Annotated in this window: 21 protein-coding genes; 10 read left to right on the forward strand and 11 right to left on the reverse strand. The window is 72.1% G+C overall.

Annotated elements, in window-relative coordinates; translation table 11 throughout:
* Positions 1 to 3: 3 nt before the first annotated feature.
* On the forward strand, positions 4 to 342 hold the full coding sequence (locus KO717_RS04600; RefSeq protein WP_301364572.1) for a hypothetical protein: 339 nt from the start codon (positions 4 to 6) through the stop codon (positions 340 to 342).
* 3 nt (positions 343 to 345) lie between these two features.
* On the opposite strand, the gene KO717_RS04605 is transcribed toward KO717_RS04600, so the two are convergent.
* From KO717_RS04605 to KO717_RS04620, 4 genes are all read right to left on the reverse strand, one after another.
* Complete coding sequence (locus KO717_RS04605; RefSeq protein WP_301364573.1) at positions 346 to 1,005, reverse strand: hypothetical protein; 660 nt, start codon at positions 1,003 to 1,005, stop codon at positions 346 to 348.
* Between the two features lie 120 nt (positions 1,006 to 1,125).
* Entirely contained in the window at positions 1,126 to 1,872 is a 747-nt protein-coding gene (locus tag KO717_RS04610) for a succinate dehydrogenase/fumarate reductase iron-sulfur subunit (protein ID WP_031147213.1), read from the reverse strand.
* Entirely contained in the window at positions 1,869 to 3,878 is a 2,010-nt protein-coding gene (locus tag KO717_RS04615) for a fumarate reductase/succinate dehydrogenase flavoprotein subunit (RefSeq protein ID WP_301364574.1), read from the reverse strand. Before KO717_RS04615 ends, KO717_RS04610 begins: the two co-directional genes overlap by 4 nt.
* A gap of 2 nt (positions 3,879 to 3,880) precedes the next feature.
* Positions 3,881 to 4,585, reverse strand: coding sequence for a succinate dehydrogenase (locus KO717_RS04620; protein ID WP_301364575.1), 705 nt, complete (start codon positions 4,583 to 4,585; stop codon positions 3,881 to 3,883).
* A gap of 95 nt (positions 4,586 to 4,680) precedes the next feature.
* Here KO717_RS04620 and KO717_RS04625 point away from each other — a divergent pair, with 95 nt between their 5' ends.
* Positions 4,681 to 5,559 (forward strand): LysR family transcriptional regulator, encoded by an 879-nt coding sequence (locus KO717_RS04625; protein WP_301364576.1) that lies wholly within the window; start codon positions 4,681 to 4,683, stop codon positions 5,557 to 5,559.
* Positions 5,560 to 5,608: 49 nt separating this feature from the next.
* Here the strand turns inward: KO717_RS04625 and KO717_RS04630 are convergent, their stop codons facing one another.
* Entirely contained in the window at positions 5,609 to 6,301 is a 693-nt protein-coding gene (locus KO717_RS04630) for a TetR/AcrR family transcriptional regulator (protein WP_301364577.1), read from the reverse strand.
* Between the two features lie 105 nt (positions 6,302 to 6,406).
* Between KO717_RS04630 and KO717_RS04635 the strand changes: the two genes are divergently transcribed.
* Positions 6,407 to 7,498, forward strand: a complete 1,092-nt coding sequence (locus KO717_RS04635) for an FAD-dependent monooxygenase (RefSeq protein ID WP_301364578.1) — start codon at positions 6,407 to 6,409, stop codon at positions 7,496 to 7,498.
* A gap of 118 nt (positions 7,499 to 7,616) precedes the next feature.
* Here the strand turns inward: KO717_RS04635 and KO717_RS04640 are convergent, their stop codons facing one another.
* Positions 7,617 to 9,812 (reverse strand): putative bifunctional diguanylate cyclase/phosphodiesterase, encoded by a 2,196-nt coding sequence (locus KO717_RS04640; protein ID WP_301364579.1) that lies wholly within the window; start codon positions 9,810 to 9,812, stop codon positions 7,617 to 7,619.
* Between the two features lie 50 nt (positions 9,813 to 9,862).
* On the reverse strand, positions 9,863 to 10,693 hold the full coding sequence (locus KO717_RS04645; protein ID WP_301374367.1) for an SAM-dependent methyltransferase: 831 nt from the start codon (positions 10,691 to 10,693) through the stop codon (positions 9,863 to 9,865).
* 1,079 nt (positions 10,694 to 11,772) lie between these two features.
* On the opposite strand from KO717_RS04645, the gene KO717_RS04650 reads away from it, so the two are divergent.
* Complete coding sequence (locus KO717_RS04650) at positions 11,773 to 12,543, forward strand: DUF4239 domain-containing protein (protein WP_301364580.1); 771 nt, start codon at positions 11,773 to 11,775, stop codon at positions 12,541 to 12,543.
* Between the two features lie 205 nt (positions 12,544 to 12,748).
* Entirely contained in the window at positions 12,749 to 13,324 is a 576-nt protein-coding gene (locus KO717_RS04655; protein WP_301364581.1) for a hypothetical protein, read from the forward strand.
* A 98-nt stretch (positions 13,325 to 13,422) separates the two neighbouring features.
* On the opposite strand, the gene KO717_RS04660 is transcribed toward KO717_RS04655, so the two are convergent.
* Positions 13,423 to 13,944 (reverse strand): hypothetical protein, encoded by a 522-nt coding sequence (locus KO717_RS04660; protein ID WP_301364582.1) that lies wholly within the window; start codon positions 13,942 to 13,944, stop codon positions 13,423 to 13,425.
* Between the two features lie 364 nt (positions 13,945 to 14,308).
* Here KO717_RS04660 and KO717_RS04665 point away from each other — a divergent pair, with 364 nt between their 5' ends.
* A complete protein-coding gene (locus tag KO717_RS04665) occupies positions 14,309 to 14,971 on the forward strand; it encodes a class F sortase (protein WP_301364583.1) in 663 nt (220 codons plus the stop codon).
* A 33-nt stretch (positions 14,972 to 15,004) separates the two neighbouring features.
* Here KO717_RS04665 and KO717_RS04670 read toward each other — a convergent pair whose 3' ends face one another.
* Positions 15,005 to 15,898, reverse strand: a complete 894-nt coding sequence (locus KO717_RS04670; protein ID WP_301364584.1) for a polysaccharide deacetylase family protein — start codon at positions 15,896 to 15,898, stop codon at positions 15,005 to 15,007.
* A 99-nt stretch (positions 15,899 to 15,997) separates the two neighbouring features.
* Positions 15,998 to 19,318, reverse strand: a complete 3,321-nt coding sequence (gene lysX, locus KO717_RS04675) for a bifunctional lysylphosphatidylglycerol synthetase/lysine--tRNA ligase LysX (protein WP_301364585.1) — start codon at positions 19,316 to 19,318, stop codon at positions 15,998 to 16,000.
* Between the two features lie 151 nt (positions 19,319 to 19,469).
* Between lysX and KO717_RS04680 the strand changes: the two genes are divergently transcribed.
* The gene (locus KO717_RS04680; protein ID WP_030716454.1) at positions 19,470 to 19,931 is read left to right on the forward strand and encodes a universal stress protein; all 462 of its coding nucleotides are present in this window, start codon (positions 19,470 to 19,472) and stop codon (positions 19,929 to 19,931) included.
* A gap of 45 nt (positions 19,932 to 19,976) precedes the next feature.
* Here KO717_RS04680 and KO717_RS04685 read toward each other — a convergent pair whose 3' ends face one another.
* Complete coding sequence (locus KO717_RS04685; RefSeq protein WP_301364586.1) at positions 19,977 to 21,167, reverse strand: CapA family protein; 1,191 nt, start codon at positions 21,165 to 21,167, stop codon at positions 19,977 to 19,979.
* A gap of 329 nt (positions 21,168 to 21,496) precedes the next feature.
* On the opposite strand from KO717_RS04685, the gene KO717_RS04690 reads away from it, so the two are divergent.
* From KO717_RS04690 to KO717_RS04700, 3 genes are all read left to right on the forward strand, one after another.
* Positions 21,497 to 22,036, forward strand: a complete 540-nt coding sequence (locus tag KO717_RS04690; protein ID WP_301364587.1) for a sigma-70 family RNA polymerase sigma factor — start codon at positions 21,497 to 21,499, stop codon at positions 22,034 to 22,036.
* Positions 22,037 to 22,274: 238 nt separating this feature from the next.
* A complete protein-coding gene (locus KO717_RS04695) occupies positions 22,275 to 22,739 on the forward strand; it encodes a hypothetical protein (protein WP_301374369.1) in 465 nt (154 codons plus the stop codon).
* An 84-nt stretch (positions 22,740 to 22,823) separates the two neighbouring features.
* Positions 22,824 to 23,528: a DUF4913 domain-containing protein gene (locus KO717_RS04700; RefSeq protein ID WP_301364588.1), complete on the forward strand. Its 705-nt coding sequence runs from the start codon at positions 22,824 to 22,826 to the stop codon at positions 23,526 to 23,528.
* Positions 23,529 to 23,601: the final 73 nt, after the last annotated feature.

Genomic DNA, 23,601 nt, shown 5'->3' on the forward strand with positions numbered 1-23,601 from the left:
GGCATGTTCTGGAAACGCCGGAGGGAACCGGCTCCGGCGGCGGAAGCGACCGCCTCCGTACGTCCGGCGGAGCCGGTCGCGCGGCTCCCCGTGACGAACGACGGGCGGAACCGGCTGTCGCTGATCCTCGAACCCTGGGCCTCGGAGGTATGGCTGGAGCCGGGCGAGAAGGTCACCGTGATCACCATAGGCTCGGCGGACGGCGCCCGGCCCTGGTCCGGCACCCGGGCGCCCGACGAACCCTTCGAGCTGCAGTACTGCTCGGACATGCTGGTGGTCTGGGCGAACGGCAGCGTGACGACCGTCGAGGACGCCGCCGGGAACGAACTGATCCGCTGGTGAGGCTCAGACGTCGCCGGGGAGCAGGTGCTGCGGCAGTTCGCGGAAGCTCCAGCGGCCCTGACGGCGGGTGAACATCCAGACGAGGTCGTGCCGGTCGGGCCAGGTGGCCGGGGTACCCGGGATCCGGTGGGCGCCGAGGGCCCGGACCAGGCGCGGGATCCCGCTGTGCTCCCAGCAGACGAGCACGGGCATGGGCCCGGCCAACACGGCCTGCGCGAGGGCGGCTTCGGCGCCGACCGCGAACTCGGCGCGGACGGGGGCGCGCAGGGCGGCGGCGAGCGCCGCCACCGTCTGCTTGCACCGCGCGGGGGCGGCGGTAACGTTGCCGCCTGCCGCGAAGACGGCCGCGGGGCGGGGCAGCGAGGAGCCGTGGGCCGGCGGGAAGAGGTGCGGGAGGCGTTCGGCCCGGCGCCATCCGCGGCCGGCCAGCGAACCGGGATCGTCCTCGCCCTCCGCGTCCCGGCCGACGCCGCCGGCGTACGGCTTCTCCGCGTGCCGGATCACCATGACCAGGGCGTCCTCGGGTCCGGCCGGCGCACCGGGCGCCGGGGGGCGCGGGGCTTCCCCGCCCGAGCACCCGGCCCCAGCCCCGGCCAGCGGGGCGAGGGCGGCGGCCAGTACGGCTCGGCGACGCGGTCCGGACCCGGAGGGGGCTTCTGGCATGGCGCCACTGTCCCCCACGGCCCGGGCGGGGCCGGGGCGCGGCGCGGTGCGGGCCGTTGCGGTCAGCCGATCGGCGCAGGGGCGGGGGCGGGGGCAGGGGCGGGGCCTTGGACCCGGGGCTCAGCGGGGGCCCTTGCGCACGGCCCGCAGCCACTCCTTGTTCATCGCGGCGATCGAGGGCAGCGGGATGCCCTTCGGGCAGGCCGTGGCGCACTCGCCGGTCAGGGTGCAGCCGCCGAAGCCTTCCTCGTCCATCCGGGCCACCATGTCCAGCACCCGGGTCTCGCGCTCCGGCGAGCCCTGCGGGAGGACGTTCAGGTGGTTGACCTTGGCGGAGGTGAAGAGCATCGCGGAGCCGTTGGGGCAGGCCGCCACGCACGCGCCGCAGCCGATGCACTCGGCGTGCTCGAAGGCGAAGTCGGCGTCGGCCTTGGGCACGGCGGTGGCGTGCGCCTCGGGGGCGGCGCCGGTGGGGGCGGTGATGTAGCCGCCGGCCTGGATGATCCGGTCGAAGGCGCCGCGGTCGACGACGAGGTCCTTGACCACCGGGAAGGCGGCGGCCCGCCACGGCTCGACGTCGATGGTGTCGCCGTCGGCGAAGGACCGCATGTGGAGCTGGCAGGTGGTGGTGCGTTCCGGGCCGTGGGCGTCGCCGTTGATGACGAGGCTGCAGGCGCCGCAGATGCCCTCGCGGCAGTCGTGGTCGAAGGCGACCGGGTCCTCGCCGCGCAGGATGAGGTCCTCGTTGAGGGTGTCGAGCATCTCCAGGAAGGACATGTCCTCCGAGATGCCGTCGACCTCGTAGGAGGCCATGTGACCGGGGGCGTCGGCGCCGCGCTGGCGCCAGACGCGCAGGGTGAGCTTCATGCGTAGCTCCGCTGGGTGGGGTGGACGTACTCGAAGACGAGGTCTTCCTTGTGCAGGACGGGGGCGGCGCCGGTGCCCTGGTACTCCCAGGCGGCCGCGTATCCGAACTCCTCGTCGCGGCGGGCTGCTTCGCCGTCGGCGGTCTGGGACTCCTCGCGGAAGTGGCCGCCGCAGGATTCGGCGCGGTGGAGCGCGTCGAGGCACATCAGCTCGGCGAGTTCGAGGTAGTCGACGATACGGTTGGCCTTCTCCAGCGACTGGTTGAACTCCTCGCCGCGGCCGGGGACCTTGATGCGGCGCCAGAACTCCTCGCGGATCTCGGGGATGCGGTCGAGCGCCTTGCGCAGGCCCTCCTCACTGCGGGCCATGCCGCAGTACTCCCACATCAGTTCGCCGATCTCGCGGTGGAAGGAGTCGGGGGTGCGGTCGCCGTCGACGGCGAGGAGTTTCGCCAGGCAGTCGCGGGTCTCGCGGATCGCCGCCGCGGCCTCGGGGTGGCGGTCGTCCACGGTGTCCTGGTGCGGGTGGCGGGCCAGGTAGTCGTTGATCGTGGACGGGAGCACGAAGTAGCCGTCGGCGAGGCCCTGCATCAGCGCGGAGGCGCCGAGGCGGTTGGCTCCGTGGTCGGAGAAGTTGGCCTCGCCGATGGCGAAGAGGCCGGGCAGGGTGGTCTGGAGGTCGTAGTCGACCCACAGGCCGCCCATCGTGTAGTGGACGGCGGGGTAGATCCGCATGGGAACCTCGTACGGGTTCTCCGCGGTGATCCGCTCGTACATCTCGAAGAGGTTGCCGTACTTCTCGGCGACCTTGTCGCGGCCCATGCGGCGGATGGCGTCCGCGAAGTCGAGGTAGACCCCCTGGCCGCCGGGACCGACGCCGCGGCCTTCGTCGCAGACGTTCTTCGCGGCGCGGGAGGCGATGTCGCGGGGCACGAGGTTGCCGAAGGAGGGGTAGATCCGCTCCAGGTAGTAGTCGCGCTCCGCCTCGGGGATGTCGGCCGCGGCGCGGGTGTCGCCCTTGGCCTTGGGGACCCAGATGCGTCCGTCGTTGCGCAGGGACTCGCTCATGAGGGTGAGCTTGGACTGGTGGTCGCCGGTGCGCGGGATGCAGGTGGGGTGGATCTGGGTGAAGCAGGGGTTGGCGAAGTACGCGCCACGCCGGTGCGCCCGCCAGACGGCGGTCGCGTTGGAGTTCATGGCGTTGGTGGAGAGGTAGAAGACGTTGCCGTAGCCGCCGCTCGCCAGGACCACGGCGTCGGCGTAGTACGAGGAGATCTCGCCGGTGACCAGGTCGCGTGCGACGATGCCGCGGGCCACTCCGTCCACGACGATCAGGTCGAGCATCTCGGTGCGGGCGTGCATCTCGACGTTGCCGGCGGCGATCTGCCGGGAGAGTGCCTGGTAGGCGCCGAGCAGGAGCTGCTGGCCGGTCTGGCCGCGGGCGTAGAAGGTGCGGGAGACCTGGACGCCGCCGAAGGAGCGGGTGTCGAGGAGGCCGCCGTACTCGCGGGCGAAGGGAACGCCCTGGGCCACGCACTGGTCGATGATCTCGACCGAGATCTGGGCGAGGCGGTGGACGTTGGACTCGCGGGCGCGGAAGTCGCCGCCCTTGACGGTGTCGTAGAAGAGGCGGTGCACCGAGTCGCCGTCGTTGCGGTAGTTCTTGGCGGCGTTGATGCCGCCCTGGGCGGCGATGGAGTGGGCGCGGCGCGGGGAGTCGGAGAAGCAGAACTGGACGACGTGGTAGCCCTGTTCGGCGAGTGTCGCGCCGGCCGCTCCGCCCGCCAGGCCGGTACCGACGACGATGACGGTGTGCTTGCGGCGGTTGGCCGGGTTGACGAGCTTGGCCTCGAAGCGGCGGCGGTCCCAGCGGTCCGCGATCGGGCCTTCGGGGGCCTTGGTGTCGCAGACGGGGTCGCCGGCGGTGTACACGGCGTAGTGGGAGCCCTGCCGGTGGGGGTCCCGCTGGTGGGCGTGCTGGTCGTGGTCGTGCTGGTGTGTGCTCATGGTCAGTTCACCACTCCGGTCATGACGGCTACGGGGACGGACACGAAGCCTGCGAAGAGGACGAGGGCCAGGCCGTTGGCCAGGAACTTCAGCGTCCGCTCGCGTCGGGCACTGCCCGCGCCGAGGGTCTGCGCAGCGCTCCAGAAGCCGTGGCGGACGTGCAGTCCGAGGGCGGCCATGGCCACGATGTAGATCGTGTTCCCGTACCAGGTGGAGAAGGTGGACAGGACGTTCTCGTACGGGTGGCCGGACCAGGCGCGCTCATTGACGGTGAGCGTGGTGAGGTCGAGCAGGTGCCAGACGATGAACAGGCCGAGGATGATGCCGCCCCAGCGCATGGTGCGGGTGGCGTAGCTCGCGCGGCGGCGCTTGTGGGCGTACTTCACCGGGCGGGCCTTGATGTCGCGGCGGCTGAGCTGGTACGCGGACACGGCGTGGGCGACGACCGCGACGAGCAGTCCCACGCGGACGAGCCACAGGGCCCACTCGTGGTGCAGGAAGGGCGAGCCGAGGGTGCGCAGCCAGTGGGCGTAGCCGTTGAACTCGTCCGCCCCGAAGAAGATCTTGAGGTTTCCGAGCATGTGCACGACGAGGTAGCCGAGCATGATCAGGCCGGACACGGCCATCACGGACTTCTTGCCGACGGAGGAGTCCCAGATCGTGCGTGTGATGGACGGCCGTCGATCCGTCCGCGTTGCCAGAGCCATGTCCTCGACGGTACGGACGAGGGTCCCGAAAGGTCCAAGACATGATGGAGCTGATATCGATAGGGATCAACTATCAAGCACGCTAGCCTGGGGGTATGCAGTTCCAGCAGCTCCTGTACTTCGTGGCCGTCGCCGAGACCCGGCATTTCACCCGGGCCGCGGAGCGCGTGCACGTGGCGCAGCCCTCGCTCTCGCAGCAGATCAAGGCGCTCGAACGGGAACTCGGGGCCGAGCTGTTCAGCCGGGCCCGGGGCAACATCACGCTCACCGACGCGGGCGAGACGCTGCTGCCGCTGGCCCGTCGGATCCTGGCGGACGCGGACACCGCACGGCTGGAGGTGCAGGAACTGGCGCAGCTCCGGCGCGGCCGCGTCCGGCTCGGTGCCACTCCCAGCATCTGCACGGGCCTGCTGCCGGACGTGCTGCGGACCTTCCACGACGCGCATCCCGGGATCGAGCTGCTGATCGAGGAGAGCGGCTCGCTCGACCTCGTACGGGAACTCGCGCGCGGAGCCCTGGACCTGGCCCTGATCGCGCTGCCGCTCCCCCCTTCGGCCCCGGCCCTGACCACGATGGAGCTGCTGACGGAAGACCTCGTGGTGGTCTCCTCGGCGGAACGGCCGGCGCCCGGCGGGGGCGGCGAGCTGACCATCCCGGGACTGCGGGACGAGCCGATGGTGATGTTCCGGCACGGCTACGACCTGCGGGAGCTCACGGTGGCGGCCTGCCGGGCCGAGGGCTTCGAGCCGGTCTTCACCGTGGAGGGCGGCGAGATGGACGCGGTCCTGGGCTTCGTGCGGGCGGGGCTCGGTATCGCGGTGGTCCCGGCGATGGTGGTGGACCGCGCCGGTCCGGGTCTGCGGGTGACTCCGCTGGCCGGCTCCCCGCTGCGCCGCACGATCGCCCTGGCCCACCGCACCGACGTGGCTCCGCCGCGAGCGGCCCGCGAGCTGAAGCGCATACTGACCGGCTGATTCCGCCGTGGCAGGGCTGCGGGCGGGGCGGGCAGGACGCGCGGGGCGGTCATTCCGGGGCCGGGGTCTGGGCTTGGGCGGACGCCTGGGGGGACGCCTGCACGGGGCCTGCCGGCAGGGCCTGGTCGAGGCCTTCGGCGAGCATCCCGAAGGCCTGATCGGCATCGGCCACCGCCGCCGCGTGGGCCTCGTCGGCGCTCTGCCCGGATTCGATCCGCCGCCAGTTCACCCGGCCCAACTCGTGCCGGACCGCCACCAGATGGATCGCGGCCAGGCGGGCGGCGAGCGGCGCCACCGCCTCCGCCTCCAGCCCGGCGGCGAGCAACTCCACCTCGCGGTCGGTGTAGCGGCTGAGCCGGCTCTTGAGGCTGGCGGTGCTGTAGACGAGCCCCTGGAAGGCCATCACGTTCGGGTGGTCGCACAGCCCGGTGATCGGGTCCCGCTCGGCCAGCGCCGCCAGGAAGTGCGTGTGCACGGCGCCCACCGGCGTGCGGCCGGCGGGCCGCTCGCGCACGATGCGCGCCACCTCGTCCTGATGGTCGGCGAACCGGTCGAGCAGGAGGTCCTCCTTGGTCGGGAAGTACCGGAAGAGGGTGGGCTTGGAGACCTCGGCCGCGGCCGCGACGTCCGCCACCGACACGGCATCGAAGCCCCGTTCCAGGAAGAGCTCCAGTGCCGTCGCCGCCAGTCGGTGCCGCGTACGGAGCTTCTTGTTCTCGCGCAGACCCGTCGTGTTCTCCATGCGCACAGCGTACCACGGATGCGTGACCGGGTTATTTTTGTAACCGGGTTGCTTTTTTCGGCGGGAGCCGCTTTCCTGGAGACATCGACGAGGAGAGGACATCCCATGACCGACGTACTGATCGCCGGCTCGGGTCCCACCGGACTGACGCTCGCCTGCGACCTGGCGCTGCGCGGATTCGCCGTGCGCGTCATCGACCGGCGCACCGAACCGCACCACGAGTCCCGGGGCAAGGGGCTGCTGCCGGGCAGCCTCGATGTCTTCCAGGAACTCGGCGTGCTCGACACCCTGGACGCCACCGGCAACAGGAGCGTGGTCCTGCGCAAGTACTTCGACGGACAGCACATCGACGACACCCCCACCGACGGCGGCCTGCTGATCGGGCAGTGGCAGATCGAAGCGGCGCTGCGCGACCGGCTCGCCGGGCTCGGGGTGCGGGTCGAGTACGGATCGGAGCTCGCCGCGATCACCCAGGACCCGTCCGGGGTGCGGGCGGAGCTGGCGGACGGCACCGTGATCGGAGCCCGCTATCTCGCCGGGTGCGACGGCGGGCGCAGCACCACGCGCAAGCTGCTCGGCATCCCCTTCGAGGGGAACGGCCAGGAGGAGCCCGCGATGGTCATCGGGGACGTCCGGGCGCCCGGGCTCGGCCGGGACGTCTGGCACCAGTGGTTCACCTCGGACGGCAATGGAATGCTCCTCTGCCCGATGCCGGGGACGGACAGCTTCCAGGTGCAGGCCTCGCCCGAGCGGGACGAGCGGGGCGAGCCGCTGCCGCCCTCCCTGGAGGGCTTCCAGCGGCTCTTCGACCGGCATGCGCGGGTTCCGGGCATCCGGCTCGTCGATGCCACATGGATCTCGGCCTGGCGGGTCAACATCCGGATGGCCACGCGGCTGCGGGAGGGCCGGGTCTTCCTCGCCGGGGATGCCGCGCACGTGCAGCCCATAGCAGGCGGGCTCGGCATGAACACCGGCATCCAGGACGCCACCGCCCTCGCCCGGACGCTGGCCGCAGCACTCACCGGGCCCGGCGGTGAGGAGGTGCTCGACGCGTACGAGGCGGAGCGGCTGCCCGTGGTCGCCGACGTCCTGGCCGACACGGCGGAGCGGTACGACCGGGTCGTGGAGGCCGTGCGGACCCCCGGGCGCGGGACGGAGGTCGGCATGACCCGGAGCGTGCCGCGCGCCGGAGCCTGATGCGGCCCGCGGCCGGCCCCGGCCGCCGGCAGGCCCCCGGCCGGGGCTGCAGGCCGGGGAATCGCGGCCCCGGCTCCGGGCAGCCGGGCCGGTCCGCCCGGCCCACCCGGCGGCGACGTCAGGAGGGTGTGGGCACCGCGTCCGAGAGGGAGAGGGTGTGGATGCGGTCCGGGGCCCCGGGCCGGGCGTAGTACCAGCCCTGAGCGGTGTCGCAGCCGAGGGCGCGCAGCTGGGCGGCCTGGGCTCCGGTCTCCACGCCCTCGACGGTGACGGCGAGTTCGAGGCTGTGGGCCAGGGCGACGATCCCCTCCACGATCTTGACGTCGACCGGGTTGGCGGGCTGCTGCTGCATCCCCTGGGTGAAGGAGCGGTCGAGCTTCAGGACGCTGACCGGCAGCCGCCGCAGGTTGGCCAGGTTCGAGTAGCCGGTGCCGAAGTCGTCGAGGGCGATGTCCACACCGAGGGCGGCGAGCCTGCGCAGCGGTTCCAGGAGTTCGTCGTCGGCCCCTATCAGGGCCGATTCGGTGACCTCCAGGCACAGCGCGCCCGGGGCGAGGCCGGACTTCTCCAGCACCGCCACGGTGTCGGCGACCAGGCCCGGGTGGTGGAGCTGGGTCGGCGAGAGGTTGACGTTGATCCGCAGGGCCGCGCCTCCGTGCTGGCGCTGCCAGATGCGGGCCTGACGGACGGCCTCCTCCAGCACCCAGCGCCCGAGCGGCACGATCAGCCCGGTCCGTTCGGCGAGCGGGATGAAGCGGTCCGGGCCGAGGACCCCGTACTGCGGGTGCGACCAGCGCACCAGCGCCTCGGCCCCGTGCACGCTGCCGTCGCGCATGTGGACCAGCGGCTGGTACTCGATGAAGAACTCGCCGCGTTCCAGCGCCGCGGGCAGGGCGTTGGTCAGGCCGTGGCGGGTGATCGCGCGGGCGTCGGCCTCGGCGTCGGCGAATTCGAAGCGGTTGCCGCCGGCCGCCTTGGCCCGGTACATCGTGATGTCGGCGCTGCGCAGCACCTCCGCGGGGGTGCGCTCCTTGGCCCGGCCCTCGACGATGCCGATGCTGCCCCGGACCGTCAGCTCCCGGCCCTCCAGCCGGATCGGCGTGGACAGGGCGGTCAGTATGCGGACCGCGAGTTCGGTCACCTTCTCCTCGGTGTCGGAGCCGGTGGTCAGGGCGACGAACTCGTCACCGCCGAGCCGGGCGACCACCTCGCCCGGGCCGGTCGCGCAGCTCTGCAGCCGGTCGGCGACCTCGACCAGCAGCCGGTCTCCCGCCGAGTGCCCGAGGCTGTCGTTGACCGCCTTGAAACCGTCGAGGTCGAGGTAGCACAGACCGTAGCGGTCGCCTCCGGCCCCGCCGAGGGCCTTCTCCAGCCGCTCGAAGAACAGCGTCCGGTTGGGCAGGCCGGTCAGGGCGTCGTGGGTGGCCTCGTAGCGCAGGCGCAGGTTCAGCAGCCGGCGCTCTGTGGTGTCCTCCATCAGCGCCAGCTGGTACTGCGGCTTCCCGTCGGCGTCGCGCAGCAGCGACACCGTCAAATTGGTCCAGAGCACGGTGCCGTCGTGCCGGTAGTACGGCTTCTCCACGCGGTAGCTCTCTCGCTCGCCGCGCACCAGCTCGCCGTACATCCGCCAGACGTGCGGGGTGTCGTCGGGGTGTCCCCACTCGCTGACGTTGCGACTGCGGACGTGCCCCTCCAGGCCGCCGAACATCTGCAGCAGGGTGTCGTTGACCTCCAGGACGTTCCCGTCGAGGTCGGCGATGCCGATGCCCACGGCCGCGCCCTCGAAGACCGCCCGGAAGCGCTCCTCGCTCGCGTGCAGGGCCTGCTGCGCGTCGGTGCGCGCGGTCAGCGCGGAGCGCGCGATGGCCTCCTGCTCCCTGAGGGTGCGCTCGCGCAGCGCGCGGGCGTATCCCGCCGCGATGGCGTGCTGGAGCCGGGCGCAGCGGGAGCGGTACTCCTCGGTGCCCTCGACGCCGGAGCCCTCGGGTCCGTCCGGGCCGCAGTAGAGCACCAGGTAGGACTCGATCACGCCGAGGGTGCCGGCCAGGGCCTCGGGGTCGGTGCAGTGCACGGCGACGAGTTCCGCCCCCACCTGCTGGGCGACCGAGGCGTCGAAGGGCCGGGCGTGCAGGGCCTCGGTGAGCGTCCGGGTGAGGGGTACGAGGTGCCGTTCGAACTCGGTGCGGGTCAGCGAGGTCGCCGTGACCGGGAAGATCGCCCGGCCCCAGATCGTGGCGAAGCGGGCGATCCGGTCCTCGATGCCGCCGTGCGGGGCCGCGGCGGACCCGGTGCTCGGTGCCGTGGTCGGCGCCACGGTCGGCGCCGCGGCTACCTTCGGCGCCCCCGCCGTCTGTGCCGGAAGTCTCACGCCTTGCGTCCCACGCCGCCGAAGCCCGAGAAGGCGTAGGGGTCTTCCGGTGTCTCGCCGTCCTCGCCGTCGTCGGGCCGGTCCGGCCGCCAGTCGGGCATGGACACGAGGCCCGGCTCCAGCATCTCGAACCCGTCGAAGAAGCCGCCGATCTGTTCCCGGGTCCGCATGACGAGGGGGTTGCGCATGTCCCGGTAGACGCCCACGGTGCCGGCGGCGGTTTCCTGGGTGAGCGGGATCCCCTCGTACGAGGCGTGCGTGAGGATCAGCAGGCTGCCGGGGGCCAGCGCGTCGCGCAGCTCGGCGACGGCGGCGTACGGGTCGTCCGTGTCCTCCAGGAAGTGCAGGACGGCCACGAGCAGGAGGGCGACCGGGCGGCCGAGGTCGAGCAGCCGGCCGACCTCGGGGGCGGCCAGGATCTCCTTGGGCTTGCGCAGGTCGGCGGCGACGATGTCGCTGTGGTCGTCCCCCGCGAGGACGGCCCGGCTGTGCGCGACGGCCACCGGGTCGTGGTCGACGTAGACGACGCGCGCCTGCGGGCTGGCGGCCTGGGCGATCTCGTGGACGTTGCCGAAGGTGGGGATGCCGGAGCCGATGTCGAGGAACTGCGTGACGCCCTCGGCGACGGCGTGCCGGACGGCGCGGCGCATGAATGCCCGGTTGGCCTGCATGATCTTGGGCAGTCCCGGCATGAATTCCATGGCGCGGCGAGCCGTCTGGCGGTCGACCTCGAAATTGTGGGACCCGCCCAGGTAGTAATCATAGATGCGGGACACGCTCGGCACCGATATGTCGATGCCTGGCGGGGCCCAGGCGGGGCGCTCCATCGGGGTCTCCAAGCGTTGGTCCTGCGGTCGTCCGTGTGAGGTCGGACTCCTGTCCGAGCCGAATGTACTGATCATTTCCCAACAGGGCGAGCAAAAGCGGAAATTGGCGATCCGTTCTTCGTCACACACCAAAGGCACCGCTGCTCCGGGCGAGGGAATGACCGATACCGACAAGTCCCTTATGGGAATTGGCCGAGGGTCGATCGGAGTCACCACACTACCGACCCACGAGTGGCTCAAACCTCTCTGGTCAGCAGTCCACCCGTTCAGGCGAACCGGGGGCCGAGCCTCGCGTGCCCGGGCGCGCGCGGGCCCATGCTCCCGGGGTGAACAGAGCCTGTGCCAGGCGCCTGCTGGCAGTCCCGGTCCTGCTGTGGGCGGCCTTGTCCGTCACGCCGGCCGTGGCTGATAGCCGCGCCTACGCGACGACCGACTCCGGCGACGGCCCGGCCGCCACCGTGGTGGCCGCGGTGGCCGGCGGCAGCGACCGCGGACGCGGCCCGCGTGGCGGACATCACGGTGACGACCAGGGCTCCGACCACGGGAAACGCCGTGGAGGCGGGCATGGCGGGGGCCATCACGGCCACCCCCACTGCCCACCGCCGCCGCCCCCTCCGCCCTGCCCGCCGAAGCCGCCACCGAAGCCGCCGAAGCCCACGCCGCCACCCGAGCCGACTCCCCCGCCGCCACCGCCCGAGCCCCCACCGCCCCCGAAACCCGCACCGCCGAAACCACCGCCGCCTCCCGCGCCGGCGCCGAGGCCCGTACCGAAGCCGGTCCTGCCCGCACCGCCCCCGCCGAAACCCGCGCCCCCACCGCCCCGCGTGGTCCGGGCTCCCGCACCGCCACCACTTGCACCCCCCGCCCCACCCCCACCACCCGCCCCAGAGGTGAAACCCGTACCGCGGAAACCGGTGGCCCGGCCCGCGTATCACGCGGCGGCCCGCAAACCCGTCGAGCACCACATCTCGCCGGTGACTTTCACCTTGATGACCGCCGCTCCCGCAGTGCTCGCGATCGTCGCGCTGCGCCCGCGCTAGGGCTTCTTCCGCCCCACCAGTAACCGATTGGGAGTCATCTTGTCGGAATGGCTCGTCCTGTCCCTCGCGATGGCCGCGGCCTGTGCCGTGGTGCTGTCCATCGCCTTCTTCAACCACAGGAGGATCGGCGACGACGACGATCCGAACGAGACCCCGGACGTCATCGAGTACATGACGATGATGATCGGGGTGATCTACGCGATCGTGCTGGGCCTGGCGATCGCCGGCGTCTGGGAAGGCCGCGGGGCCGCCCAGGAATACGTGCGCCAGGAGGCCCAGGCCCTGCACGAGATCAGTGTCCGCTCCGAGGTCTACCCGGCCGAGGTGCGCAAGAGGATCCGGTCCGATGTCGACGCGTACGTGACCTACGTCGTGGACACGGAGTGGAAGCGGATGGCCGACCACGGCGAGCTCACCGAGCACGGCGGGGAGCTGCTGGAACGTATCCGCCGGGACGTCACCGACTACGAGCCGCAGACCGACCACGAGGGGCAGGCCTACCAGCCGCTGGTGGACCAGGTCGCGGTGGTCGACGACGCCCGCAGCGCACGCGGTTCGAGTGCCGGGGCCACCATGCCGGGGGTGGTGTGGTTCGGGCTGATCGTCGGCGCCCTGGTGACCGTGGGCCTGATCTTCACCCTTCAGATCAGGCGGTCGTTCCGGGAGATGCTTCTGGCGGGCCTGTTCAGTGCCCTCATCGCGTTCCTGCTGTTCCTGATCTGGGACTTCGACGCGCCGTTCGGGCGGGGCATCTCCGCCACCGCCGAACCGTTCCTCGCCCAGTTCCCCCACCTGGACCTCGGCGGCTAGGCCACGGATCGCGTTCGGATCGGGCCGTCCGCAAACCGGGGACGGGCCTCCCGTCCCCGGTTCGGCCCACTGCCATGCCCCATTCGCCCGTTCCTGATCGCGGGTCACCGCACCCCGACCTAGCGTGTCGGACATCGAGGCGCACGACCCCCCACGTGCGGAAAACCGTTCCGCGGCTGCTCCTCGGGGATCCGGAGAATCAACCATGGGTGCGATACGTACCTCCGCCACCGCCCTGCTGAGCGCCGGCGCCACGGGCGCCGTCCTCGCGCTCGGCGTCCTCGGCGCGCCCGCCGCGACCGCTGCCGAGGCCCAGCCCATCACCTCGTTCGGCTTCACCCTCACGCCTTCGACCGTCGCCCCCGGGGGGCAGACGGTCCTCGCGGTCAGCCGCTGCAACGCCGCCTACGCCACCGTCTCCTCCGGGGTCTTCGACACCGTGAGCATCGCGCGCGGCCAAACCGTACGGGTCACCGTGGACCGGGACGCCCGGCGCGGAGCCGTCTACTCCGTCTCCTTCACCTGCAACGGGGAGACCGGCTCGGCCGACCTGACGATCGCCGGCGGCACCACCGTACCCACCACGAGCTCCACGCGGACCGGCACCGGCGCGACCCTCTTCCCGACCCCGTCCTCCGCCCTCGGTGTCCGCGGCGGTCTGGGCGGCAGCGTGGCCGGCATGGATCCCGTGGAGCTCGGCGCCGGCGCCGGCCTCTTCCTCGCCGCCGCGGGCGGCACCGTGTTCGCCCTGCGCCGCAGGGGGTCCGGCCGTAGCCACTGAACCCGCCGGACATCCCCCGCCACCGACGATCGCCCCGAGTCCTGACGAGGACTCGGGGCGATCGCCGGTGGCGGGGGATCCGCGTCCGGGGAGACCGGTCAGGCCCGGCTGCTGCGCAGCGGACGGCGACGGCGCAGCACGTGGGCGCCGGCGCCGAGGGCCGCGGCGCCCACGAGGCCCGCACCGATGGCGGTCTCGGCGGTGGACGGGCCGAAGGACCCGCCGATGCCACCCTGCGAGGGGTTGCCCTCCAGGATCGTGAAACGGTGCGTGGCGACCAGGTTGCTGTCGTTGCACTTGACCGACAGCGTGTGGTGCCCCGGCGAGGCGTGGTTGAAGATCCGGACGGTCGCGAAGCCGATCGACCCCGCGGACAGGTTGGCCGGCGGAAAGTTGCCGTGCGACGTGACGGTACCGCCGTGACCGCAGCCCGCCGCGCTCACCTGCATCGTGGAACCCTGGTGCACGGAGTACGGGTTGACGGAGATGTTGCTGGGGCCGTTCCCACCCCCATTCCCACCCCGGCCCCCGGGGTCCTGGTTCGCGGAGGCGAACGGGGCACTGAGGCCGATCACGGCGCAGGCTGCCGCCGTCACGGTAAGAGCGCGCAAGACACGCATGGTGGAACCTCCAGCGGGAAGCGCCCCGGAGCGTCGGCCCCGGATGATCGACGAGAACGCCTCCCACGTCGAACCCTCAGGTCGCCCCGCAACCTCCGCATTTCCGGCTTTGGGCCGCCCGGTTGAGCGACACGCCGAAGCGCGGGAAATGCAACTGACGGATCCGCAGGTCACGACCCGTCAGGCATTTATGTGACGATTACCTGGATGGACGCACCCCTTCCGGCCCTCTCCGGGTGGCGGCCACCCGTTCGCCCTTCCCCCCTCGCCGTCCTGTCGGCTCGGCCTTAGCGTGCGTGAAGTAGGGCGTACAGGGGCGGGACAGGAACGCGGGTCGGGACCCCCGCGTCGGGAAGGGAGAACGATGGGCGAGGACGAGACCGGGCAGTCACGCAAACGCTCACCGTGGGGCGTACTCGCCCTGGTCATGCTCACCGGCCTCGCCATGGTGCGCAACGGTGTGAATGTCGGCGACGGCCCGCCGCAGCCCACCGCGGCCTCGGCCGTCGCGGTGACGTCCGGGCAGTTGCCGGCGGATCCGCCCACGCCCCCGGCGGACATGGAGGTGCTGGAGCACTCGTCGGTCCAGCGCATCCGGATTCCCACGATCAACGTGGACGCGCCGGTGATGACGGTCGGGCTGGACGCGGAGGGCTGGATCGACGCGCCGCCGCCGCAGGACCGCAATCTCGCCGGCTGGTACCTCAACGGCATCTCGCCCGGCCAGCGGGGCTCCGCGGTGATCGTCGGGCACGTGGACAACGCGCAGGGCCCCGCGGTCTTCTACGGCCTCGGCTCGGTCAAGCCGGGCAACCACATCGAGGTGGAGCGGTACGACGGCCGCACGGCGGTGTTCGAGGTCTACGGGGTGGAGGTGTTCTCCAAGGAGGCCTTCCCCGGGGCCCGTGTGTACGGGGACACCGGGCACCCGGAACTCCGGGTGATCACCTGCGGCGGCGGATACTCGAAGGCCCGTGGCTACGACGGCAACGTGGTCGTCTTCGCCCGCATGGTGGAGGCCCGCTGAGCCCGTGGGTATCCGCCGCGGCCGGCACCCGGTTCAGCGGGGCGGCAGCACCGGGAGGGTCATCCGGTAGCCCCGCGCGAGCAGTTGGGGAAGGTACGAGGAGATCGCCTGGACGCTCTGCGACCGGTTGCCGCCGGCGTCGTGCGAGAGGACGATCACCCCGGGGGCCGCGCCGCCCAGGACCCGGGAGATGATCGTCGGGGTTCCCGGTTCCTTCCAGTCCAGGGTGTCCACGGTCCAGGCGAGCGGCTCCATGCCGAGCTCGGCCCCGATCTCGAAGGCGGCGCGGTTCCAGGCCCCGTAGGGGGCCCGGAACCACAGCGGCGCCTCGCCGACGGTCTGCTGTACGACCTCGCTCGTGCGGCCGATCTCGGAGGCGAGGGCGGGGCGGCTGAGGCTGGGGATGAGCGGGTGGGTCCAGGTGTGGTTGCCGATGACGTGGCCCTCGTCGACCATCCGGCGCAGCAGGTTCCGGTTCTCGGCGGCCATCTCCCCGCAGACGAAGAACATGGCGCGCACGCCGTACCGGGCGAGGGTGTCGAGGATGGCGGGGGTGTAGCGGGGGTCCGGGCCGTCGTCGAAGGTGAGCACCATGCCGGCCGACGCGGCTTCGGCGGTGGGGAGTTCCAGGATGGGCCGGGTCCGCACGGCCGGCTTCAGGGCCGCCGCGCGCACCGGCGCATCGGCGGTCATCGGCCGCAGCCGGTACGACTTCTCGGGCAGCGCCTGCGCCCGCAGCCCCGGCGCACCCGCCGCGGGCCGCGCCCCCGGCCCGGCCGGCGATCCGGAACCGCCAGGTCCGGGCCCCGGGGTACCGGTATCGCTCTCACCACCCACGCTGAGCAGGCCGGAGGCCGCGGCGACCCCGAGGAAGACGGCGGTACGCAGGACCGTGCGCCGCCCTACTGTCGGCTCGTCATTTTTCATTATTACTACGTATCAACGACATCGCCGAAGTTGTCGAGAGGCGCGGACGCACCCACTTCCCCTCACCCGGTCGGCCGAGGCCGCCGGCCCCCGGCCCGGTCAGCCGCGGCGGACCAGGGGGAAGGGGAGGGTCTCGCGGATCGTCAGGCCCGTGAGGAACATGACGAGGCGGTCCACGCCGATGCCGAGGCCGCCCGTGGGCGGCATCGCGTACTCCAGGGCGTCGAGGAAGTCGTTGTCGAGTTCCATCGCCTCCGGGTCGCCGCCCGCCGCGAGCAGGGACTGGGCGGTCAGGCGGCGGCGCTGTTCCATCGGGTCGGTCAGTTCCGAGTAGGCGGTGCCCAGTTCGGTTCCGAAGGCGACCAGGTCCCAGCGTTCGGCGAGCCTGGGGTCCCGTCGGTGCTGGCGGGTGAGCGGGGAGACGTCGGTGGGGAAGTCCTTGTAGAAGGTGGGCAGCTTGGTGCGCTCCTCCACGAGGCGCTCGTACATCTCCAGCACCACGTCGCCGCGGGTGTCCTCGGGGGCGTGCGGGACCGACGCCCGGTCGCACAGCCGGCGCAGCACCCCTTCCTCGGTGTCGGCGTCGACCTCCTCGCCGAGGGCTTCGCTGATGGCCCCGTACATGGTCTTGACCGGCCAGGTTCCGGATATGTCGTGGACGACGAGCTTTCCGTCGGGTCCCGCCTTGTGGGCGATGGGCGAGCCGAAGGCGGCGGTGGCGGCGCCCTGGATCAGTTCGCGTGTGAGGTCGAGCATCACGTCGTAGTCGGCGAAGGCCTGGTAGGCCTCCAGCATCGTGAACTCGGGGTTGTGCTTGTAGGAGACGCCCTCGTTGCGGAAGGTGCGGCCCATCTCGAATACCTTCTCCAAGCCGCCGACGCAGAGCCGCTTGAGGTAGAGCTCGGGCGCGATGCGCAGGTACAGGTCGAGGTCGTAGGCGTTGATGTGGGTGCGGAAGGGCCGGGCGTTGGCGCCGCCGTGGATCTGCTGGAGCATCGGTGTCTCGACCTCCAGGTAGCCGCGGTCGAGCAGTCCCTGGCGCAGGGCCTGGACCGCGCTGGAGCGGGCCCGTACGACGTCCCGGGCCTCGGGGCTCGCGACGAGGTCGAGGTAGCGGCGCCGGACGCGGGCCTCGGGGTCGGCGAGGCCCTTGCGCTTGTCGGGGAGGGGGCGCAGACACTTGCCGGTGAGCTGCCAGGACCGGACCACGAGCGACAGCTCGCCCGCCTTGCTGGCGCCGGTCTCGCCGCTGACGAGCACGTGGTCGCCGAAGTCGACCTGCGAGGTGAAGGAGTCCAGTACCCCGGCCCCGGTCTCGTCGCGGGTGAGCATCAGCTGTACGTCCCCGGACCAGTCCCGCAGGACGGCGAAGACCACGCCGCCGAGGTCGCGTACGAGCATGACGCGTCCGGCGAGGGTGGCCTGCTCGCCGGTCCGGGCACCGGGCGGGAGGGCGGGGCGGCCGGGGGAACCCTCGTGGGTGGCCTTCAGTTCCGCGACCGTGTGGGTGCGCGGGCGGATCCCGACCGGGTAGGGGTCGGTGCCGGCCGCCCGGATGCGTTCCAGCTTCGCGTGGCGGACGCGCACCTGTTCGGGCAGCCGCTCGGCCGGGGGCCCCGCGGCCTCCTGCTGGACCGCGTCCAGGCCGAGCGAGTCGATGGAGGGCAGTCCCTCGGTGGTGACGGGGGCGGTGAGTCCCTTGGGGTGCCCGTTGCCCCACAGGGTGCGCAGGCTGGGTACGGAGACGAAGCCCTCGGCGATGCCGGAGGCGAGGCTGACGCGGGCGAGCGAGCCGGCGTCCTGGTAGCAGAGGAAGCGCGGGTACCACTCGGGGTTGTACTTGACGTTCGAGCGGTAGAGCGCCTCCAGCTGCCACCAGCGGGAGAAGAAGAGGAGCAGCCTGCGCCACAGCTTGAGGACGGGGCCGGCGCCGATCCGGCCGCCCTCCTCGAAGGCGGAGCGGAAGACGGCGAAGTTGAGGGAGATCCGGTGCACGCCGAGGCCGGGGGCCGCGGCGCAGAGCTGGGCGACCATGAACTCCATGACCCCGTTGGGGGCGGTGCGGTCGCGGCGCATGAGGTCGAGGGAGATGCCGTCCTTGCCCCAGGGGACGAAGGAGAGCAGGGCGATCAGCTCGCCCTGGTCGTCGAAGGCCTCCACCAGCAGGCAGTCCCCGTCGGCGCGGTCGCCGAGCCGGTCCAGGGCCATGGAGAAGCCGCGCTCGGTCTCGGTGTCGCGCCATCGGTCGGCGCTCTCCACGATCCTCTGCATCTCGTCCTGGGAGAGGGCGGAGTGGCGGCGGATGACGGTGGTGGCCCCGGTGCGCCGGACCCGGTTGACGGCCTGCCGGGTGACGCGCATGTCGCGGCCGTCGAGGTCGAAGTGGGCCACGTGCAGGATGGCCTCGTCGCCGAGCTGGAGCGCGCCGAGCCCGGAGCGGCCGTAGGCGGTGGCGCCGTCCTCGGAGGCACCCATGACGGCGGGCTGCCAGCCGTAGCGCCGGGCCACGGCCAGCCAGGCGTCGATGGCGGCGGTCCAGGAGGCGGGGTCGCCGACCGGGTCCCCGCTGGCGAGGCAGACGCCGGCCTCGACGCGGTAGGTGACGCCGGCCTTGCCGTTGGGGGCGAACACGACGGCCTTGTCGCGCCGGGTGGCGAAGTAGCCGAGGGAGTCGTTGCGTCCGTAGGCGCCGAGGAGGGCGCGGATGCGGGGCTCCTCGTCGCCGTGCAGGGCGGCAGTCAGACGCTGGGAGCGGAAGAGGGTCATGGCCGCGTTCAGCAGGGCGGCGGCGCCGAAGAGGCCGAGCAGGAAGGAGAGCGGGCGGGGTGGGTGGCCGTCGAACTCCCGCGCGGAGAAGAGGCCGCCGAAGACCTCCTTGGCGGCCCAGTCCAGCCACTGGCCCTTGGGCAGGGTGCCGGGGAAGAGGGCGACGAGCGCCCAGCCCGCGAGTACGGCGGCGAGCAGGCCGAGGCCGAGCACGAACAGGGCGTGCCACAGGGCTCCGGGGCGGGAGGCGGCGTAGAACTCGTCGCGGGCGGCGATCAGCACGGCCAGTGCGGCGACGGCGATGATCATGGAGGGGATGCCGATCCAGTACTCGCCGACGGCCATCTCCAGCACGTCGTCGAGGATCAGAAGGGCCAAATAGGTGATGACGATCCACCAGGCGACCTTCTTGCGGGTGCCGAGGGCCGCGGCGAGGAGGAAAAGGAAAACGGCGTAGGCGAGGTTCGCGCTGACCGGGACGACGATCAGGTCGAGGAACCGCACGATGTGCCGCAGGAGCCGCCGCAGCGTGGGCGAGAGGGCGAGCAGGGCGCAGAGCAGGCCGAGCGCTCCGAAGAACGCGCCGAACCCGTCGGGCACCCGGTTCAGGAAGCGGTTCCGGGTTCCGTGCTTCTCCTCCACGGTGGCACTCATGGTTCGCACTGTAGGGAGGGCGGCGCCGGTACGCGCGCCGAGCGGGAGGGGCGTCCCCCGGGCCGTGCCCACGGGGCTGCGCAGGCTCATGCCCGGGCCATGCCCCGGGCCGTGCCCCGGGCGCTCCGGGGCACGGCCTATCCTCGGCAGGGTGACGGAGCACGTGAACACGGAATTCGAACGCGGTACCGACGGCCCGAAGGTGATCCTGGCCGGGGTGGACGGATCGGAGTCCTCGCTGCGGGCCGCGGCCTACGCGGCGGGGCTGGCCCGGCGGCAGAACGCCCTGCTGGCCCTGGTGTACGTCCAGCCGGTGATCCCGGCCGGCGCCGCGCTGGGCGCGCCGGTGGCGGACACCACCGGGGAGATCGCGGAGGGCCTGGTGGCCGAGATCCGCGCGTCGGCGGAGCGGCTCAAGGGCATCTACGAGGTGCGGTGGCAGTTCCACACCTTCCGCGGCGACCCGTACGCCGGCCTGGTGAGCGCGGCGGACGAGCTGATGGCGGACGCGGTGGTGGTCGGCGCCTCCGAGCAGGCGGGCCACCGCATCGTGGGGTCGGTGGCGATCCGCCTGGTCAAGGCGGGCCGCTGGCCCGTCACCGTGGTTCCGTAGGGCTCCCGGGGCACGGGGTACGGGTGCCGGGTCACGTCCCCGGTCCTACCGGCCCATGGTCAGGCCGTCCTTGGCGGCGCCGCGGCTGAGGACGGCCTCGCTGATGGCGTCGCGGGCGCGCTCGTAGTCCTCGCGGCCGGGGTCCTTGGCGAGCGCGTCGGGCAGGTGGACGACCCGGCCCGCGGACAGGTCCATCATCTGCGGCACGAACTCGGCCTTGGTGACCTGCCAGCGCTGCCCGGCGACGGCCGGCGGGGCGAAGGTGAACCGGCCGATCGAGCCGTAGTTGCCCCGCATGTCGCGCGCACCCGTGTAGTTGAACATCTCGCCCGCGACCTGGTCTCCCATGCCGTAGACGATCCAGGTCCCGTTGACCTTCTCGTAAGGCTGGGGGATATGAGCGTGCGTGCCGATGAGCAGATCGATGTCGGGGCGGCCGCCGGTCTGCGAGGCGGTCAGCGCCTTGCCGAGCGAGAGCTGGGTCCCGTCCGGCTCGGTCTCCCATTCCGTGCCCCAGTGCACGCTCACCAGCACCACGTCCGCGCCCGCCTTCCGGGCCGCCCGCGCATCCGCGATGATCTTGTCCTGCTTCATCAGGTTGACCGCCCACGGCTGGCCGTCGGGCATGGGGTAACCGTTGGTGTCGTAGGTGTACGCGAGGTGCGCCACCTTGGCGGAGCCCGCCTTGTACGTGGCCGCCTCGGCGGCCGTACGGGCCGAGCCGGCGTGACCCAGGCCGACCTTGTCGAAGCGGTCCAGCGTGCGGCGCAGGCCGGCGCCCCCGTCGTCGAGGGTGTGGTTCGAGGCCGTGGAGCAGCCGTCGTACCCGGCGTCCTTCAGTCCGTCGGCGACCTCGGGCGGTGATTTGAAGGCCGGATAGCCGGAGAAGGGGCCGCCCTCCTCCCCGTAGATCGTCTCCATGTGGCAGAGGGCGAGGTCGGCCGCGGACACCACGGACTTGACGCCGGAGAACATCGGCCTGAAGTCGTATCCGTCGCCCTCCGCGTCGTTCGCCGCGTGCTGGATGACGGAGGTGTGCGGCAGTACATCGCCGCTCGCGACCAGGGTGAAGCCCTGGGCGGCGGGCGCTCCGGCGGCGGTGGAGGGGGCGGCCGGTCCGCCGGAGTCCCCGAGGCGGGCCGGCGCGGAGCTCCCGGTGGCCGAGCATCCGACGGCGGCGGACAGCAGCACGGCCGACAGGAGGGCGAGCACCGGCGGACGGATTCGCGTGGTCATGGGCCCCGCTCTCGTTAATACGATTATCTGACATGTGATCACATGCAATCCATATAACTACACGCCGTAAGTCAAGGAACGGATCCGTCTCGCGGACACACGCCACCCGAACGGCGGACCCGGACGGCAGCGGCGGACCCGGACGGCGGCAGCCGCATGCCGTTCGCCGCGCCGTTCGACCGTTCACCGACCCGCACGGCCGCCCGGCGGACGACCCGGGTGCTTGGGCGCAACGCCGGGGCCGGACGGTTCCAGGTGGGCTCCGTGCAGGTCAGGGTGGACGGGTCGCCGCCTCCACGGCCCCCCACGCACCCCGGAAGGAGCCCCTCGTGCCGCTCTCCCCCACCCTCCCGCGTACGGACCCCGAGGCACTCGCCGAACTCCAGCGCGACCACGGGCGGGCCCTGTTCGGATTCCTGGTCGGCCTCACGGCGGGGGACGCCCAGCGCGCGGAGGACCTCGTACAGGAGACCCTCGTCCGGGTCTGGCAGCACCCGGAGGCCCTGTCCAGCGGGCACGACTCCATGCGGCCCTGGCTGTTCACGGTGGCCCGGCGCCTGGCGATCGACGCCCGGCGGGCCCGGCTGTCACGGCCGCTGGAGGTGGACCCGGAGGGGCTGGAACACGCACCCGAGCCCCAGGACGCGGTGGCCGGCTCGGTCACGGCGATCGACGTCCGGCGGGCCGTGGGGTCCCTGGGGCCCGAGCACCGCGAGGTGCTGATGCAGGTCTACTTCCGCGACCGCTCGGTGGCCGAGGCCGCCGCCGAGCTCGGCATCCCGGCCGGAACCGTCAAGTCCCGCACGTACTACGCCCTTCGCGCCCTGAAGAAGGGCCTCCAGGGGTACGGGTACGGCCTCGGCGCCTGAGGCTGCGGCGCGGCGCGGAGCGGCGAAAGATCGTGTAACGCCGTGAATAGATGCGGATCGGACATAAAACGCGTCGATTTCGGCATCAGAGCGTGCAAGTTGAGTAAACATCCCCCGCTCCGCAAGCCGCTCGGTGAAGGCTCAGGACTGACGACGGGACGCTCGAAGCGCGGGAGAAGGTGGAACGGTGCAGCCCGAGGGTAGTAACGGCACCAGTGACGGCGGGCTCGCGGTGCCCATGGCCTGGCTGTATGCCGAGTACATCGCGGACGAACTGCTGCGTACGGGCCGGCTCATCCCGGTCAGCACCCTGGAGTTCAGGGCCGGACGGGACACGCTCGCCCTGACGATCTACCTCTCGGACGCGGCCGGCGAGCTCTCCGGCATCCGGGTGGTCTCGCAGCTCGACGAGTGGCTGTCGCTCACGGCGTACGGACACCCGTGGCGCGACTGGGTGCACACCCGGTTCCTCGCTCTCGGCGAGGAGGCCCGGGAGCGCGGCGACGGCGGGGACCCCGACCTGGAACTGGCCCGGGCGGCGTGGCGCTGGCTGGACGGCACCGAGCTGTTCGCCACCAACCTCGACCCCGGGCGGCCCGACCACAGCGACTTCGCGCCGGGACTGGACGAGAACGCGCGCGTATGGACCCCGGCCTGGCAACTCGGGCTGCCTCTGGGGCATTTGGCGATGCACCTGTTCTGACGAAGCCACGGGCACGGGCACGGGACGCTGAACTCATATGATCAGCGAATTCCTTACCTGGCTCGAAAGGCACTCATCAGTTCCATGGACAGCGAAGCGATCGAGTACGCGCAACGGGTGGCGGCGCGGGTGACGGCCGACGCGGACGGCGAGGCCTGGAAGGAACACCGGTGGGCGGTCGCCCGCTTCCTGTCCGGCTCCCGGTCGGCCGCCGAGGAGGAGCGCTGGAGAGGGAAGTTGAACGACTGGAGGGAGCGGATCGTCGCCTCCCTCGCGGCGGACGCCTATGCCGAGGTCGCCGCATCGCAGGACCTCCTCCTGGGCTGGCTCCTGACGGAGCTCCGGCGCGGCGACGACGCCATCGGCTCGCTGCTGGCGCTGTACCCACCGCCCCGGCCGAAGCCGGAAGCGCCTTCCGTCTCCCCCACGCCGGCGCCGGAAGGCCGCGGCGACGGGCCCGAGTTCTACTTCGCCGACGTCTTCGCCTTCGTCACCGACTACCTGGCGGTCATGATCCGCCGCCCCCTGGACGGCACGTCCGCGACCTGGTGCCCGCTCTGGTGGGAGCACCCGGAGGCGGGGGCCCGGCTGTCCTCGCTCTGGCTGGCCTGGGAGCACCTGCGACACGATCCCGCCCTCGGCATGACGACGTGGTGGATCCAGCACGCCGATCCACACCTGCGGGTCCTGATGGATCCCCGGCAGGGCCCGTTCGCCGCGTGCTCACCCGAGGGGCACACGCAGGAACCGCTCGGCCCGCTCCCGGTGGAACCGTACGAACCGACGTAGGCCGTCCCGCCTCGGTGCTGTCCCGGGGTCCCCGGCATCTGCCGGCTGGTCCCGTCACGCCGCATGCTTCGAT

The sequence above is a fragment of the Streptomyces xanthophaeus genome, assembly GCF_030440515.1.
Taxonomy (GTDB): Bacteria; Actinomycetota; Actinomycetes; order Streptomycetales; family Streptomycetaceae; genus Streptomyces; species Streptomyces kutzneri.